A 13,413-nucleotide genomic window follows, 5' to 3' on the forward strand; every position below is an offset into this window, starting at 1 on the left:
GGAGATCCCAAATGAGCATTCAGCGTTTTGAAACCGGCCCGCGCATGAGCCAGGCCGTCGTACACGGCAACACCGTCTATCTCGCCGGTGTCGTCGCCAGCAACGCGGCCGGTGAAAGCGTGACCAAGCAGACCCAGGACATCCTGAAGACGATCGACGGCCATCTCGCCAAGGCCGGCACCGACAAGTCGAAGCTGCTCTCGGCCACGATCTACATCACCGACATGAAGACCTTCGGCGAGATGAATGCGGTGTGGGACGCCTGGGTCTCGCCCGGCAACACCCCGGCCCGCGCCACCGTCGAGGCCAAGCTCGCCGCCCCGCAATACACCGTCGAGATCATGGTGACGGCGGCGAAGTAACCTTCGCCAAGCAAGACACATGCGACTGAAGCGCGATGAGGCCATCATCGCGCTTCATTTTCTTACACGTGCCGATGACCTCCGAGGTAATCGATCGGCGCGCGCAATCCTTCGATAGTGACGATCAGCCGGATACGGCGTCATCGAAGGAGAGCACCATGACCGACCACACCGCCATCGCCCACTGCTATATCGATCTCTGGAACGAGCGCACGACAAGCCGCCGCCGCGAGCTGCTGAGCGAGACCTGGACGGCAGATGCGAGCTACGTCGATCCACTGATGAAGGGCGACGGCCCCGATGACATCGACGCGCTGATCGCGGGCGTGCAGCAGCGCTTTCCCGATTTCAGATTCAAGCTGATCGGCGAGCCGAACGGCTACGGCGACCATGTGCGCTTCTCGTGGGGGCTCGGCCCTGACGGCGTCGACAGCCCGATCAAGGGAACGGATTTCGCCGTGCTGAAGGACGGGCGGATCAGGAGCGTCACCGGATTTCTGGACCAGGTGCCTGCGGGAGCGTGAGGTCGCTGCGCATTACGGCGCCCTCTCCCCTTGGGGGAGAGGGCATCACCGCTCGCAGACACAGGCTCACTGAGGGGTATCTCTCGGCACGCGAGTCTCGAGAGGTTAGTTCGCGGAGAGGACCCCTCATCCGGCGCTTCGCGCCACCTTCTCTCACAAGGGGAGAAGGAAGAAAGAAGCGCGCATCGATAGCCGTCAAGCCAACCGATACGCCGCCCTCGCATTCGTCCCAAACGCTTTCTCCCGCACCTGCGGCCCGAGCTTCGCCAGGCACTCATCGAGCGCACTCTTGATCTCGCCGTAGCTGCCTGCGAGCAGGCACACCGGCCAGTCCGAGCCGAAGATCAGGCGGTCCTCGCCGAAGCATTTTGCGGCGTGCGCGACGAACGGATGCAGTTGCTCTACATTCCAGTCGTTCCAGACCGCCTCCGTCGCCAACCCGGAGATCTTGCACCAGACATTGCCGCAAGCAGCTAACGCTGCGATGCGATCGCTCCATTCGTCGCTGCCGCCGTCGGCGATCGGCGGCTTGGCGGCGTGGTCGAGCACGAAGCGCGCCTGCGGGAAGGCCTGCGCGGTTGCGATCGCGGCCGGAAGCTCGCGGGTGCGGACGAGGAAATCGTAGGCGAGGTCGCGGGCGAACACCGCGGTGAGACCGCGCTGGACGTCTTCGCGCAGCAGCCAATCCGCATCAAGCTCATCGTGGACCTGGTGGCGGATACCGACCAGCTTCGCGCCGCCGGGCAACGCGCGCAGCCGGTCGAGCGTTTCGCCGAGCTCGCCCCCGGTCAAATCGGCCCAGCCGACGACGCCGATCACCGCGGGCGTCACATGCGCGATGCGCAAAAATTCCTCGGTCTCCTCGAGGGCAGAGCGGCATTGAACCACGATACTGGCGTCGATGCCGTTCGCCTCTAGCAGCGGCGCGAGATCGGCGGGGCCGAAGGCACGGCGGATCGGTGTGAGCTCCGGCGCCTCCATCCAGGGATAGCCGGCACGTGCGGGGTCCCAGAAATGCTGATGGGCGTCGATGATCATGGCTTACGCTCCACCGGGCAGCGGCGCGCGGGCGTCGACGAGGTTTCGCGCGCGCAGCTCCTGCCAGAACGCCGCCGGCACAGTCTTCTCCGACATCGCGATGTTATCCGCGACCTCGCCCGCGTTGCGCGCGCCCATCACCGCGACCGTCACCGCCGGATGGGCCATGCAGAACTGCAGCGCGGCGGCCTTCAGCTCGGTACCGTGCTTGCGGCAGAGCTCGCCCAGCGTGAGCGCCCGCGCGATCAGCGCGGCGTCGGCATCCTGGTAGTTGAACTTCGCGCCGGTGTGCGGATTGGCCAGGATGCCGCTGTTGTAGATGCCGCCGAGCAGGATGCCGATATTCTTCGCCTGACAGACCGGAAACAGCGCATCCAGCGCGCCCTGGTCGAGCAGCGTGTAGCGGCCGGCGAGCAGGAAGCAGTCGACCGGCACGGCCTCGGCAAAACGAACCGGCATTTCCGACTGGTTCATGCCGGCGCCGATCGCCTCGACCGTGCCGTCGGTGCGCAGGCGTTGCAGCGCGCGGAAGGCGCCGGAGACGGCCTCGTCATAGTGATCGTCGGGATCGTGCACCAGCAGGACGTCGACACGGTCGAGCCCGAGGCGGGCAAGACTCTCCTCGACCGAACGCATCACGCCGTCATAGCTGAAATCGAACACGGGCCGTTCGCGCGGCGTGCCCTTGTAGTGCTCGTCCTCCGCAGCGCCGCCATCCGGGGCGCGCAGCAGGCGGCCGACCTTGGTCGAGATGGCATAGGACTCGCGCGTCTGCTGCTGCAGGAACGCGCCAAGCCGCCGCTCCGCGAGACCGAAGCCGTAGAGCGGCGCGGTGTCGAAGAAGCGGACGCCGAGCGCCCAGGCGCTTGCGAGTGTCGCCTCCGCATCGGCATCGCTGACAGGCGCAAACAACCCGCCGAGCGGGGCGGAGCCGAGGCCGATCGAGGTGACATCGAGAGGGCCAAGCCGCGAGCGTTTCATTTCCATTGCCTTACAGTCTTCATCCAGCAGCCCAAAGATCATCTGCCCCGCTTGCGCAAACCGCAAGCGGGGAAGCTCGCAGGAGCACGGGGCTGGCGCCGCTCCTACTTCAGCATTTGCGCGACGTTGTCCTTGGTGACGAGGTCGAGGCCGGTGTAGACGATCTCCGGCACCTTCTCGCCCTTCTTGATGGCGAGCAGCGTGTCCACCGCCTTCTCGCCCATCTCGAACGGACGCTGACCGACCAGCGCATTGGCATAGCCGTCACGCAGCAGCTCGAGCTGCATCTTCAGCGTATCGGCGACCACCAGCGTGAACTTGCCGGAATCGATGTCCTTCTTGTTCCTGGAGGCGAAGGCCTTGAAGCCTTCGGGGGCGAACATCGGCCAGCCGCCGATGGGCACGATGGCGGCAAGATCCGGCGTTGCGGTGCGCATGTCCGTCATCTGCTGGACCGCGAGCGCGGGATCGTCGTTGCAGAAGGTCGGGGAGCCCGCGACCTCGGTCCACTTCGATCCCTTCAGCGCCTCGCGAACGCCATCGACGCGCTCGGCGAGATTCTTGGCGCCGGGACCGCCCGAGACCATCGCGTACTTTCCGCCGTCGGGCCGCATCTTCAGGAGTTGCTTGCCGAGCGCCAAGCCGAACTCCTTGTTGTTGGTGCCGATATAGGCGATGCGCTTGGAGCCCGGTGCATCCGCATCGAAGGTGATGACGGGAATGCCGGCGGCGGTCGCCGCCTCGATCGACTTGGTCATGGCCGCGACGTCGGCGACCGAGATGGCGAGGCCGTCGACCTTCTGAGTGACGAAGTCCTGGATGATCTGCGCCTGCGTTGCCGGCTCGTGCTCGACCGGCCCCTTGTAGATGCACTCGATGCTGCCGAGTTCCTTGGCGCGCTTGAGGCAACCGTCGCGCGCGAAGTCGAAGAACGGATTGTTCATCGCCTTGGGCACGATGACGAAGCGGTAGTTCGCGGCAAGCGCCGGCGTCGCCATCATCGCAACGGCGATACCGGCAAGAAGCAGTTTCCTCATTGTCTCCTCCACCCTTGTTTGGTGCCCATCCTCTCGAAAGTGCCCGGGAAGCGGACAGGCGGCATCTTCGTTGCCTTCCCGAGATGACGTCACGTCAGGTCATCCGCGAGCGGATGCGATCGACCAGCACGGCCAGAATGATGATCACGCCCACCAGCGTCTGCTGCCAGTAGGAGGAGACCTGCGCCAGCACGAGACCGTTGCGGATCACCTCGAGCAGCACGCAGCCGACGATGGCGCCGAGTGGGCCGCCGATGCCGCCGGCAAGGTTGGCACCGCCGATCACGCCCGCGGCGATCACGTTGAGCTCGTAGGAGGTCGCCATGTTCGCGGGGGCCGATCCGAGCCAGCCGGAGATGATGATGCCCTGGAGACCCGCGGCGAGCGCGCAGATCACGTAGACCTCGATCTTCACCCTCACCACCGGGATGCCGGTCAGCTCCGCCGCCTTCTCGTTGCCGCCGAGCGCGAAGACGTGGCGGCCGAACGAGGTGTGGTGCAGCACCACGGCCATCGTCAGCGCGAGGATCACGAGATAGATGAACGGCGCGGGCACGCCGAGCACGTCGCCCGAGGTGAGCGCATAGAAATAATCGGCCTCCGGCCCGCCCGGGAAACTGCCGCGGCCGTTGGAGACGACATAGCCGAGCCCGCGCACGATCGAGAGCATTCCGAGCGTGGTGACGAAGGGCGACAGGCCGAGCACGGCGATGCAGAAGCCGTTGACGAGGCCGACGATCAGCGCAACGCCGAGGCCGGCAACGATCGACACCAGCAGGATCAGGCCGGGCACATTGGCAAGCACGGTCTTGCCGTCGGCCGCCATGTGCACGAACAGCGAGGCGCCGAGCCCGCCGGGCGTCGACAGCTCGGTCATCACCATCGATGTGATCATGGCGGAGAAGCACATCATCGAGCCGACCGAGAGATCGATGCCGCCGATGATGATCACGAAGGTGACGCCGAGCGTGGCGATGGCGATGAACGAGAAGTTCTTCGCCACGTTCTGGATGTTGCCTTGGGTGAGGAAGTACGGGCTGGCGAAATGCATGATCACCAGCAGCACCGCGAGCGCGAGCAGCACATAGCCGGTCTGGGAGGCGAAGATGCCGCGCTGCCACCATCGGATCTTGCCGACGTTGGAGAAGGTGATCGGGGATTCCATGGGCATGGCCATCACGCCGCCTCCTTCGCGCCGGTGATGAGGGCGGTGACTTCCTCCGGCGAGGTCTCGTGGATCGGCTTGTCGGCGCGCTTCTCGCCGCGGCGCATGACGACGACGCGGTCGCACACCGCGAACACGTCGGGCATGCGGTGCGAGATCAGCATCACGGCGACGCCCTGCTCCTTCAGCCGGTGGATCAGGCCGAGCACCTGCTCGACCTGGCGGACCGAGATCGCGGCGGTCGGCTCGTCCATCATGACCAGCCGCGCATTGGACAGGCGGGTCCGCGCGATCGCAACCGCCTGGCGCTGGCCGCCCGACATCTGCTTGACGAGATCGCCGGGCCGCGTCTCCGAGCGCAGCTCGCCGAACAATTCGAGCGCGCGCGCCGCCATCGCCTTGTGGTCGAGCAAGGTCAGGGGTCCGAATTTGCGCTTGAGCTCGCGGCCGAGAAAGACGTTGGCGGCTGCGGTCAGATTGTCCGACAGCGCGAGATCCTGATAGACCACCTCGATTCCGACGGCGCGCGCATCGACGGGACGATTGAAATGCACCGCGCTGCCGGCAAAGCGCATCTCGCCGTGCGTGGGGCGGAAATTGCCGGCGATGATCTTGACCAGCGTCGACTTGCCCGCGCCGTTGTCGCCCATCAGGCCGACCACCTCGCCCGGGAAGACCTGCATGTCGACGTCATGCAGCGCGCGGATCGCGCCGAACTCCTTGCCGATGCCGGTGAGCTCGAGAACCGGTGTTGTTTCAGCGCTTGCCATCAGCGGCGTTCCTCAGACATAGCGGTTGACCAGGGCTTCCAGATATTCCTGCCGGCCCGAGCGCGGCTGCGGATCGAAGCCGGGACTCATCGCACGGTCGGCGAGATCGGCGAGCGAGCGCTGGCCGCCGAGAATGGCCCGGCCCTCGGAGCCGGCCCATCCGTCGTAGCGCGTGGCGATCGGCGTGGTGAGCGCGCCGGCATCGAGCATGTCGGCGGCGGCGAGGAAGGCGCGCGCGCACGCATCCATCGAGCCGACATGGGCGTGAATGAGATCATCGGGGTCGATCGACTGGCGGCGGATCTTGGCGTCGAAATTGAGCCCGCCCGAGGTGAAGCCGCCGCGGTTCAGGATCTCGTGGAACACCAGCGCCAGCTCACCGATATTCATCGCGAACTGGTCAGTGTCCCAGCCGAGCAAATCGTCGCCGCGGTTGATGTCGAGCGAGCCGAAAACGCCGAGCGCCTCGGCCAGCGCGACCTCGTGATGAAAGGAGTGGCCGGCGAGGATGGCGTGGTTCTGCTCGATGTTGAGCCTGACGTCCTTGAGGAGATCGTAGCGTTCGAGGAAGCCGTAGCAGGTGGCGACGTCGAAGTCGTATTGATGCTTGGTCGGCTCCTTGGGCTTGGGCTCGATCAGGATCGGGCCCTTGAAGCCTATCTTGTGCTTGTGCTCGACCACGAGCGAGACGAAGCGGCCGAGCTGATCGAGCTCGCGCTTCAAATCGGTGTTGAGCAGGGTCTCGTATCCTTCTCGGCCGCCCCACAGCACGTAGTTCTGGCCGCCGAGCCGGCGCGTCACCTCCAGCGCGGCGCGGACCTGGCCGGCGGCATAGGTGAAGATGTCGGGGTCAGGGTTGGTCGCAGCGCCCGCCATGTAACGGCGATGCGTGAACAAATTGGCGGTGCCCCAGAGCAGGCGGACTTTGCTTGATGCCATCTTCTGTTCGAACAGATCGGCGATGGCGTTGAGATTGGCGACGGACTCGCTGAGTGAGCCACCTTCCGGCGCCGCGTCGACGTCGTGGAAGGTGAAGAAGGGCACGTCCAGCAGGCGGAACAGCTCGAAGGCGACATCGGCCTTGGCGCGCGCCATCGCCATCGCATCGGTGCCGTGATGCCAGGGCCGCAAAAAGGTCTCGCCGCCGAAGGGATCGCCGCCCGGCCAGCACAGCGAATGCCAGTAGCAGACCGCAAAGCGCAAGTGATCCTCGAGTCTGCGGCCGTGGACTAGGCGGTCCTTGTCGTACCAGCGGAAGGCATGCGCGTTCGCCGCATCCTTGCCGGCGTAGGCGACAGGTGTACTTGCATCGAAGAACTTGGCTGGCGCGTTCACTTAAAGAGTCTCCTTCAATGCGGGATAAAGCGCGCGCCAGCGACGATAGGCCTCGTCATAGGCGGCGGTCACGGATGCGCGGGGCGCGAAGCTCGCGAGCCGGCGCGGACGGGTGCAGATTTTGGCCGGATCTTCGCCGGTGGCGGCGATGCGGCCGAGCCGCGCGGCGCCGAGGGCAGCCCCCACCTCGCCTTCCTCGACGCGGTGGACGGGAATGCCGAGCACGTCGGCGCAGATCTGGGCCCACAGCGGCGAGCGCGAGCCGCCACCGACGAGATCGACTTCGCTGATCGGCCCGCTCGCCGCGCTCAAGGCCGCCAGATTGTCACGCGCGGCGAAGGCGACGCCCTCGAGCACGGCCTGGACGATCTGGGAACGTCCTGTCGCGCCGCGCAGGCCAACGAAGGCGCCGCTCGCGGCCGCGTCATTGTGCGGCGTGCGCTCGCCATCGAGATAGGGCAGGAATTTTATCGGGCTCGGCCCGTCGACGCGTTCGCCGAGCGGCGCGAGCAGCGCGGCGGCCGGCGTCTCCATGACGTCGGAGAGCCAGGCGAGCGAAGCCGCGGCCGACAGCATCACGCCCATCTGGTGCCAGAGGCCGGGCAGCGCGTGGCAGAAGGCATGCACGGCCGAAGCCGGCGCCGGCGCAAACCGATCGGTGACACGGAACACCACGCCGGAGGTGCCGAGCGACAGGAACGCATCGCCCGGTGTGATGGCGCCGAGCCCGATCGCACTCGCCGCGTTGTCGCCGGCACCGCCGGCGACGACGACGTCTTTCGCCATGCCCCAGCGCCGGGCGTATTCCGGCGCGAGAGCCGCGCTGGCTGCGCTGCCCTCGACGAGGCGCGGCATGTGATGCAGATCGAGGCCGGTCGCATGCAGCAGCAGGGCCGACCAGCGCCGCTCGCCGACATCGAGCCACAACGTGCCTGATGCATCCGACATGTCCTCGACCATCTCGCCGGTCAGCTGGTAGCGGACATAGGCCTTCGGCAGCAGCACCTTGGCGACGCGCTTGAATATCTCCGGCTCGTGCCGCGCGACCCAAAGCAGCTTTGGCGCGGTGAAGCCGGGCATCGCCAGATTGCCGGCGATGGCGTGCAGCGACGGGCAGCGCCGCTCCAGCATGGCGCATTCGGGTTGCGAACGACCGTCGTTCCAGAGGATCGCCGGACGCAGCGGCCGTCCGTCCTCGCCGAGCAGCGTCGCGCCATGCATCTGGCCCGACAGGCCGATGCCGGCGACCCGCGCAACCTCACGCGGATGATGACTCGCGAGATCGTCGACCGCGCCGATCGCGCCTGCAACCCAGGCGTCGGGATCCTGCTCGGACCACAGCGGCGCCGGATGCGACAGCGCCAGCTCGCGCGCCGCCGTCGCGACCACCGCGCCGGCTTCGTTCACGAGAACCGCCTTCACACCGGACGTGCCGAGGTCCAGTCCGAGATACACACCACCCTCCCTTTTGTCTGTCGCGGTGTGCGAGCTTGACGTCGCCTTCCCCGCAACGGGCCGTTTCCAAATCCACCTGCCGCTAAGGCAGGTTGTCCCGCATCACGATGTCGATCCTGATCTTCTCCTGCTCATGCAGGATCGGCTCGCCACGGGCGAGCGCAAGCAGCACGCGCACGGCGGCCCGCGCCTCATGTCCCGGGTTCTGCGAGATCGCGGCATCCATCACCCCCTGCAGCAGCAGCCGGCGCGTCAGCGCGGTGACGTCGTGCCCGACAAAGACGACCTTATCGCGGCCGGCATCGCTCAACGCTTTGGCGACACCCTGCGTGCCGGCGCCGACGTTGTAGAGGCCGACGATGTCAGCATGCCTGTCCAGCAGCCGCGCCAGCAGCTGCTCCGAGCGCGCGTCCTCGTCGCGCCCCTCCAGCACCGGCAGCACGCTGAGGTCAGGGAATTCGCTCGCCATCACCCGGTTGAAGCCGAAGATGCGCTCGGCGTGATCGCGCAGGCCCTGCGATCCCGCGACCACGGCAACCTTGCCCGAGCGGCCGCCGGCCAGCCGTCCCACCAGCGCGCCGGCGGTGCGGCCCGCGGCAATGTTGTCGATGCCGACATAATGGTGGCGGCGGGAGGACGGCACGTCGGAGACCAGCGTCACGATCTTGGTGCCGGCGTCGACGAGGTCGTTGATGGCGGCGCGGACGGTCGGATGATCCAGCGCCACCACGGCGACGCCGTCGTAATCGCCGGACAACGCCTCCAGCGAGGCGGCCAGCACGGAGGCGTCGAACACGTCGGTGGCAATCATCTCGACACCGAGGCGGCGGGCCGAGAGCCAGCCCGACATCTCGCCGAGATAGGCCTCGATCTGCTGCATGAACGGGTTCGGCCCCGACGGCATCACGAAGGCAAAGCGGCGGGCGCGACTGCGGGCGAGCTCCGCGGCCGCGACATGCGGCTGGAAGGAATTGCGCTCGATCGCTTCCCGGACGCGCCGGACCGTGTCCGCCCGCACGCCCGGCCGGTTGTGCAGGACGCGATCGACGGTCGCAAGGCTGACGCCGGCCTCGCGGGCGATGTCCTTCAGCGTCAGCGCGGCGGTCGTGAGCGTCTCGGCCATGGCTGAAGGCTAGCAGAGGCGTTTTGAGGTACGCAACTCATTTTGAGGGGCAATACAGCATTTTCGAGCCCGGGTTGTAGCGAGAAGCGGCTAGCCGCCGGTCAGATCCAGCGTCAGGAACAGGCTGTTGGGGTCTTCGGCATAACCCTCGAACGGGCCGCAGAGCACAAAACCATGCGCCTGGTAGAGCGCATGCGCCGGCTTGAAATAATCCCACGAGCCGGTCTCGAGGCTGAGCCGCTTAAGGCCGCGCGCACGGGCCTCGGTGATGATGTGGCGGAGCATCTGGCCGCCATAGCCGCGCCGCCGCGCGGTCTGCAGCGTATGCATCGACTTCACCTCGCCGTGGCCGGCCGAGAGCGCCTTCAGCGCGCCGGTGGCGACCAGCGCCTCGTCATCCCAGCCGGTCCAGAATGCGACGTCGCTTGAGCGAAGGCCTGCGAGATCGAGCGCATGCGCGCTGCCCGGCGCGGTCTGCGCCCGTGCCGCCGTGACGTGATGGTCGAGCAGCGCGACGACGCGGGGATCGAAGGTGTCGCCGGTACGGATCTGCATGGTCACGGCCGCACTCCGCTTGCAAGCTGCTTCTGCATGAAGACGAGGTCGAGCCAGCGGCCGAACTTGCAGCCGACCTCCGGCATGCGGCCGACCTCGGCGAAGCCGAGCGAGGCGTGCGCCAGGATATCGGCGGCATCCTCGAGCGTGGCGTCTCGGACGATCACCGGCATCACATCTTCCCGTAAGAGGAGGTGCCGCGCCGGGTGATGATGACGTAGCGCGCGTCCTGCCTGGTTTCGTTCTCGAAGGTCACCGCCCGCATGACGTCGAAGTCGAGACAGTCGCCGTCGCGCAGGCGCACCGACTTGGCGTCGATATGCACACAGACCGCGCCCTCCAGCATCAGGAGCTGCTGGGTGAAGGCGTTACGGCCCCAGGGGCTGTAGGAGACGCGCGCGCCGGCCGGCAGGTCGACGACGATGATCTCGATGCCGCTCGCCGCATCCGGCGGCGAGGCATGACGCCGCCGGTAGCCGCTGTCGGGGTCGCGCCAATGCGGCTGGTCGGCGAGCCGCATCAGGCGCTCCGGCGGCTTCTCCGCGAGCGCGACGACGTCGCTGAGGGTGACGTCGAGCGCCGCACAGAGCCTGTTGAGCAGCGCCGCCGTCGCACTGCTCTGCGCCCGCTCCACCCGCCCGATCATGGCCCGGCTGACACCGGAGCGGCCTGCAAGTTCGTTCAACGTCATGCCCGCCTGCGTCCTCAACGTCTTCAAGCGACGACCGATCGCGCGGTCGAGTTTCTACTGGTCCATGGTTGCCATCCGAACATTGCCCGACACGAGGACCGCACCCATCGGGGCGGGAGAAGCTTAAGGCTGGCGAGGCGCGCGTGCCGGGGTCAAGGAGCTAATATATTAGAATCTTTGCGAAGCGCGTCTGCGGCTCACGGCTGGATCAAATGGAAATGCTGTCGGGAAACCTGGAGCGGGCGAAGGGAATCGAACCCTCGTATGCAGCTTGGGAAGCTGCCGTTCTACCATTGAACTACGCCCGCGTGTGCGCTGCTCCGCGCCCATCCTGATTAGCCGAGACGGCGCCTCCCGCCAAGCGGTTTGGCGCCTCTGCCGGACAGTTGTTAACGTCCTGGCGAGATTTCGGGGGCGCCGGATTGTGGCGGTGCTATGATCGCCCCGTCGGGGGAAAAGCGTGCACTGAGTGGGGCGTGTGCATGGTGGGGCGTGGCTACACGATGTTCGCCTCTTTGGAGGGCGCCCATCCGCTCGCCAGCCAGACGCTGTTCGAGGCGCTGCTGCCCGTTGCTCCGCCGTGCGCGCCTACCTAGATAGGGCCGCATGGATGCGACCACGCTGCTGACGACAGGATCGATCACCGTCTCCGAGTTTCGCTGCGATGCGGGACCGGACGACACGCCGTTCGCGGAATGCCGCACCGGACATTCCATCGCCTATGTCCGCTCCGGCAGTTTTGGCTGCCATTGCCGTGCCGGCTTCTTCGAGCTGGTGGCGGGCTCAATGCTGGTCGGCGCCCCCGGCGAGGAATACACCTGCACGCACGAGCACGTCAGCGGCGACCTCTGCCTCGGCTTCTTCTTCAGCGAGGACCTGGTCGACGCCCTCGGCGGGCGGCGCGAGGTCTGGCAGGTCGGCGCGACACCGCCGCTGCCCGAGCTGATGGTGCTGGGCGAGCTGGCCCAGACGGCGGCAGATGGCAACAGCGACCTGGGTCTCGACGAGATCGGGCAAGTTCTTGCGGGCCGCTTCATCGACGTCGTCTCCGGCAAGGCGCGCAAGCCGGCCACGCCGACCGCGCGAGACCGCCGCCGCGCCGTCGAAGCCGCGCTGTGGATCGACGACAATTCGCATGCCGACCTCGACCTCGAACAGGCCGCAAGGCAGGCCGGCCTCAGCCCATTCCACTTCCTGCGGCTGTTCGCGGCCGTGCTCGGCGTCACCCCGCATCAATATCTGGTCCGCTCGCGGCTGCGGCACGCCGCGCGCAGGCTTACTGAGGACGACATCGCCGTCACCGACATCGCCTATGACGTTGGGTTCGGCGACCTCTCCAATTTCGTCCGCACGTTTCATCGCGCTGCCGGCGTGTCGCCGACCAAGTTCCGGCAGGCCTCGCGCGGCCAGCGCAAGATTCTCCAAGAGCAGCTCGCCCTGAACTGACTAGGGTCGTCTCCGGCGCGCGCCAGTTGCGGCGCGCCTTGCAATGGAGACGATCATGTACGACCACATCGGATTGCGCGTTGCCGACCTCGACGCCGCCACGCGGTTCTACACCGCGGTGCTGGCTCCGCTCGGCTACGTCCTGTGCTCCAGCGGCGAGGGCTATGCCGGTTTCGGGCCGAAGGGCGAGCCGGGGCTGTGGCTGCATCTGGACAGGGGCCGGAAAGCCGACGGCGCGCATATCGCGTTTCGCGCCAAGGATCATGACGCGGTCAAGGCGTTCCACAGCGAGGGCCTGAAGAGCGGCGGCCGGGACAATGGCGGCGCCGGGCCGCGTAGGGATTACAGCCCGACCTATTATGCGGCGTTCTTGATCGACCCCGATGGCAACAATGTCGAGGCGGTTTGCCCGTGAGCTCCAGCCACTCGCTCCGTCATCGCGAGGAGCTCTAGCGACGAAGCAATCCAGACTGCTTCCGCGGGAAGATTCCTGGATTGCTTCGCTACGCTCGCAATGACGGTGTTTGTTGCAATCATCGAACATCATCAAGGACACCTTCATGGGCTCCATCCACAACGACATCCCCCTCCCCGTCCCCGCCCGCGACGTCTGGGACGCCGTGCGCGATTTCGGCGCGCTGCCGCAGCGGCTGGTGCCGGGCTTCGTCACGGCCTGCACGCTCGACGGCGACGCGCGCATCGTCACCTTCGCCAACGGCTCCGTGGCGCGCGAGGTGCTGGTCGATTGCGACGACGCGCGGCAGCGCCTCGTCTATGCAATCAACAACGAGCGGCTGAAGCATTACAGCGCCTCGGTGCAGCTTGCGACTTATGTCCAGGGCCAGACGAAGGAAGCCGTCGCCGCCATGCACCGGGCATCCCCGCCCGTTCCTCCGTGATGTTTTTCACAGAGCCGCGCCCTCGCGGGCCG

At 66.7% G+C, this 13,413-nt stretch carries 15 protein-coding genes, 1 tRNA gene and 1 pseudogene; 5 read left to right on the top strand and 12 right to left on the bottom strand.

What is annotated here, in order from left to right:
• Positions 1-11 precede the first annotated feature (11 nt).
• Complete coding sequence (locus tag ACNJYB_RS37395) at positions 12-362, top strand: RidA family protein (RefSeq protein WP_211402612.1); 351 nt, start codon at positions 12-14, stop codon at positions 360-362.
• Between the two features lie 158 nt (positions 363-520).
• A complete protein-coding gene (locus ACNJYB_RS37400; protein WP_439371619.1) occupies positions 521-886 on the top strand; it encodes a nuclear transport factor 2 family protein in 366 nt (121 codons plus the stop codon).
• Between the two features lie 195 nt (positions 887-1,081).
• Here ACNJYB_RS37400 and ACNJYB_RS37405 read toward each other — a convergent pair whose 3' ends face one another.
• The 12 genes and pseudogenes from ACNJYB_RS37405 to ACNJYB_RS37460 all read right to left on the bottom strand — a co-directional run bounded on the left by ACNJYB_RS37405 (position 1,082) and on the right by ACNJYB_RS37460 (position 11,344).
• On the bottom strand, positions 1,082-1,924 hold the full coding sequence (locus ACNJYB_RS37405; RefSeq protein ID WP_439371620.1) for an amidohydrolase family protein: 843 nt from the start codon (positions 1,922-1,924) through the stop codon (positions 1,082-1,084).
• A gap of 3 nt (positions 1,925-1,927) precedes the next feature.
• Entirely contained in the window at positions 1,928-2,905 is a 978-nt protein-coding gene (locus ACNJYB_RS37410) for an aldo/keto reductase (RefSeq protein WP_439375742.1), read from the bottom strand.
• A 104-nt stretch (positions 2,906-3,009) separates the two neighbouring features.
• Entirely contained in the window at positions 3,010-3,942 is a 933-nt protein-coding gene (locus ACNJYB_RS37415; RefSeq protein WP_439371621.1) for a sugar-binding protein, read from the bottom strand.
• 94 nt (positions 3,943-4,036) lie between these two features.
• Positions 4,037-5,119, bottom strand: coding sequence for an ABC transporter permease (locus ACNJYB_RS37420; RefSeq protein WP_439371622.1), 1,083 nt, complete (start codon positions 5,117-5,119; stop codon positions 4,037-4,039).
• Positions 5,119-5,877, bottom strand: coding sequence for an ATP-binding cassette domain-containing protein (locus ACNJYB_RS37425; RefSeq protein ID WP_439371623.1), 759 nt, complete (start codon positions 5,875-5,877; stop codon positions 5,119-5,121). The genes ACNJYB_RS37420 and ACNJYB_RS37425 overlap by 1 nt, the downstream gene beginning before the upstream one ends.
• 12 nt (positions 5,878-5,889) lie before the next feature.
• Positions 5,890-7,212, bottom strand: a complete 1,323-nt coding sequence (gene xylA / locus ACNJYB_RS37430) for a xylose isomerase (protein WP_439371624.1) — start codon at positions 7,210-7,212, stop codon at positions 5,890-5,892.
• Entirely contained in the window at positions 7,213-8,667 is a 1,455-nt protein-coding gene (xylB, locus tag ACNJYB_RS37435) for a xylulokinase (RefSeq protein WP_439371625.1), read from the bottom strand.
• Between the two features lie 82 nt (positions 8,668-8,749).
• Positions 8,750-9,790, bottom strand: a complete 1,041-nt coding sequence (locus ACNJYB_RS37440; protein ID WP_439371626.1) for a LacI family DNA-binding transcriptional regulator — start codon at positions 9,788-9,790, stop codon at positions 8,750-8,752.
• A gap of 90 nt (positions 9,791-9,880) precedes the next feature.
• Positions 9,881-10,345 (bottom strand): GNAT family N-acetyltransferase, encoded by a 465-nt coding sequence (locus tag ACNJYB_RS37445; protein WP_439375743.1) that lies wholly within the window; start codon positions 10,343-10,345, stop codon positions 9,881-9,883.
• Positions 10,346-10,347: 2 nt separating this feature from the next.
• A pseudogene (locus ACNJYB_RS37450) lies at positions 10,348-10,470 on the bottom strand (GNAT family N-acetyltransferase); the annotation flags it as partial.
• Positions 10,471-10,517: 47 nt separating this feature from the next.
• Complete coding sequence (locus ACNJYB_RS37455; protein WP_439371627.1) at positions 10,518-11,036, bottom strand: helix-turn-helix domain-containing protein; 519 nt, start codon at positions 11,034-11,036, stop codon at positions 10,518-10,520.
• A 234-nt stretch (positions 11,037-11,270) separates the two neighbouring features.
• A tRNA-Gly gene (locus ACNJYB_RS37460) sits at positions 11,271-11,344 on the bottom strand.
• Between the two features lie 298 nt (positions 11,345-11,642).
• Between ACNJYB_RS37460 and ACNJYB_RS37465 the strand changes: the two genes are divergently transcribed.
• The 3 genes from ACNJYB_RS37465 to ACNJYB_RS37475 all read left to right on the top strand — a co-directional run bounded on the left by ACNJYB_RS37465 (position 11,643) and on the right by ACNJYB_RS37475 (position 13,381).
• The gene (locus ACNJYB_RS37465) at positions 11,643-12,482 is read left to right on the top strand and encodes a helix-turn-helix transcriptional regulator (RefSeq protein ID WP_439371628.1); all 840 of its coding nucleotides are present in this window, start codon (positions 11,643-11,645) and stop codon (positions 12,480-12,482) included.
• A 55-nt stretch (positions 12,483-12,537) separates the two neighbouring features.
• Positions 12,538-12,897: a VOC family protein gene (locus ACNJYB_RS37470; RefSeq protein WP_439371629.1), complete on the top strand. Its 360-nt coding sequence runs from the start codon at positions 12,538-12,540 to the stop codon at positions 12,895-12,897.
• 145 nt (positions 12,898-13,042) lie between these two features.
• Complete coding sequence (locus tag ACNJYB_RS37475) at positions 13,043-13,381, top strand: SRPBCC family protein (protein ID WP_439375744.1); 339 nt, start codon at positions 13,043-13,045, stop codon at positions 13,379-13,381.
• Positions 13,382-13,413 lie beyond the last annotated feature (32 nt).

The organism is Bradyrhizobium sp. SMVTL-02 (assembly GCF_051853005.1).
Lineage (GTDB): Bacteria > Pseudomonadota > Alphaproteobacteria > Rhizobiales > Xanthobacteraceae > Bradyrhizobium.

Coding starts and splice junctions, on each gene's coding strand:
- ACNJYB_RS37395 (WP_211402612.1), top strand. CDS start 12: ATGAGCATTCAGCGTTTTGAAACCGGCCCGCGCATGAGCCAGGCCGTC.
- ACNJYB_RS37400 (WP_439371619.1), top strand. CDS start 521: ATGACCGACCACACCGCCATCGCCCACTGCTATATCGATCTCTGGAAC.
- ACNJYB_RS37405 (WP_439371620.1), bottom strand. CDS start 1,924: ATGATCATCGACGCCCATCAGCATTTCTGGGACCCCGCACGTGCCGGC.
- ACNJYB_RS37410 (WP_439375742.1), bottom strand. CDS start 2,905: ATGAAACGCTCGCGGCTTGGCCCTCTCGATGTCACCTCGATCGGCCTC.
- ACNJYB_RS37415 (WP_439371621.1), bottom strand. CDS start 3,942: ATGAGGAAACTGCTTCTTGCCGGTATCGCCGTTGCGATGATGGCGACG.
- ACNJYB_RS37420 (WP_439371622.1), bottom strand. CDS start 5,119: ATGGCCATGCCCATGGAATCCCCGATCACCTTCTCCAACGTCGGCAAG.
- ACNJYB_RS37425 (WP_439371623.1), bottom strand. CDS start 5,877: ATGGCAAGCGCTGAAACAACACCGGTTCTCGAGCTCACCGGCATCGGC.
- ACNJYB_RS37440 (WP_439371626.1), bottom strand. CDS start 9,790: ATGGCCGAGACGCTCACGACCGCCGCGCTGACGCTGAAGGACATCGCC.
- ACNJYB_RS37445 (WP_439375743.1), bottom strand. CDS start 10,345: ATGCAGATCCGTACCGGCGACACCTTCGATCCCCGCGTCGTCGCGCTG.
- ACNJYB_RS37455 (WP_439371627.1), bottom strand. CDS start 11,036: ATGACGTTGAACGAACTTGCAGGCCGCTCCGGTGTCAGCCGGGCCATG.
- ACNJYB_RS37465 (WP_439371628.1), top strand. CDS start 11,643: ATGGATGCGACCACGCTGCTGACGACAGGATCGATCACCGTCTCCGAG.
- ACNJYB_RS37470 (WP_439371629.1), top strand. CDS start 12,538: ATGTACGACCACATCGGATTGCGCGTTGCCGACCTCGACGCCGCCACG.
- ACNJYB_RS37475 (WP_439375744.1), top strand. CDS start 13,043: ATGGGCTCCATCCACAACGACATCCCCCTCCCCGTCCCCGCCCGCGAC.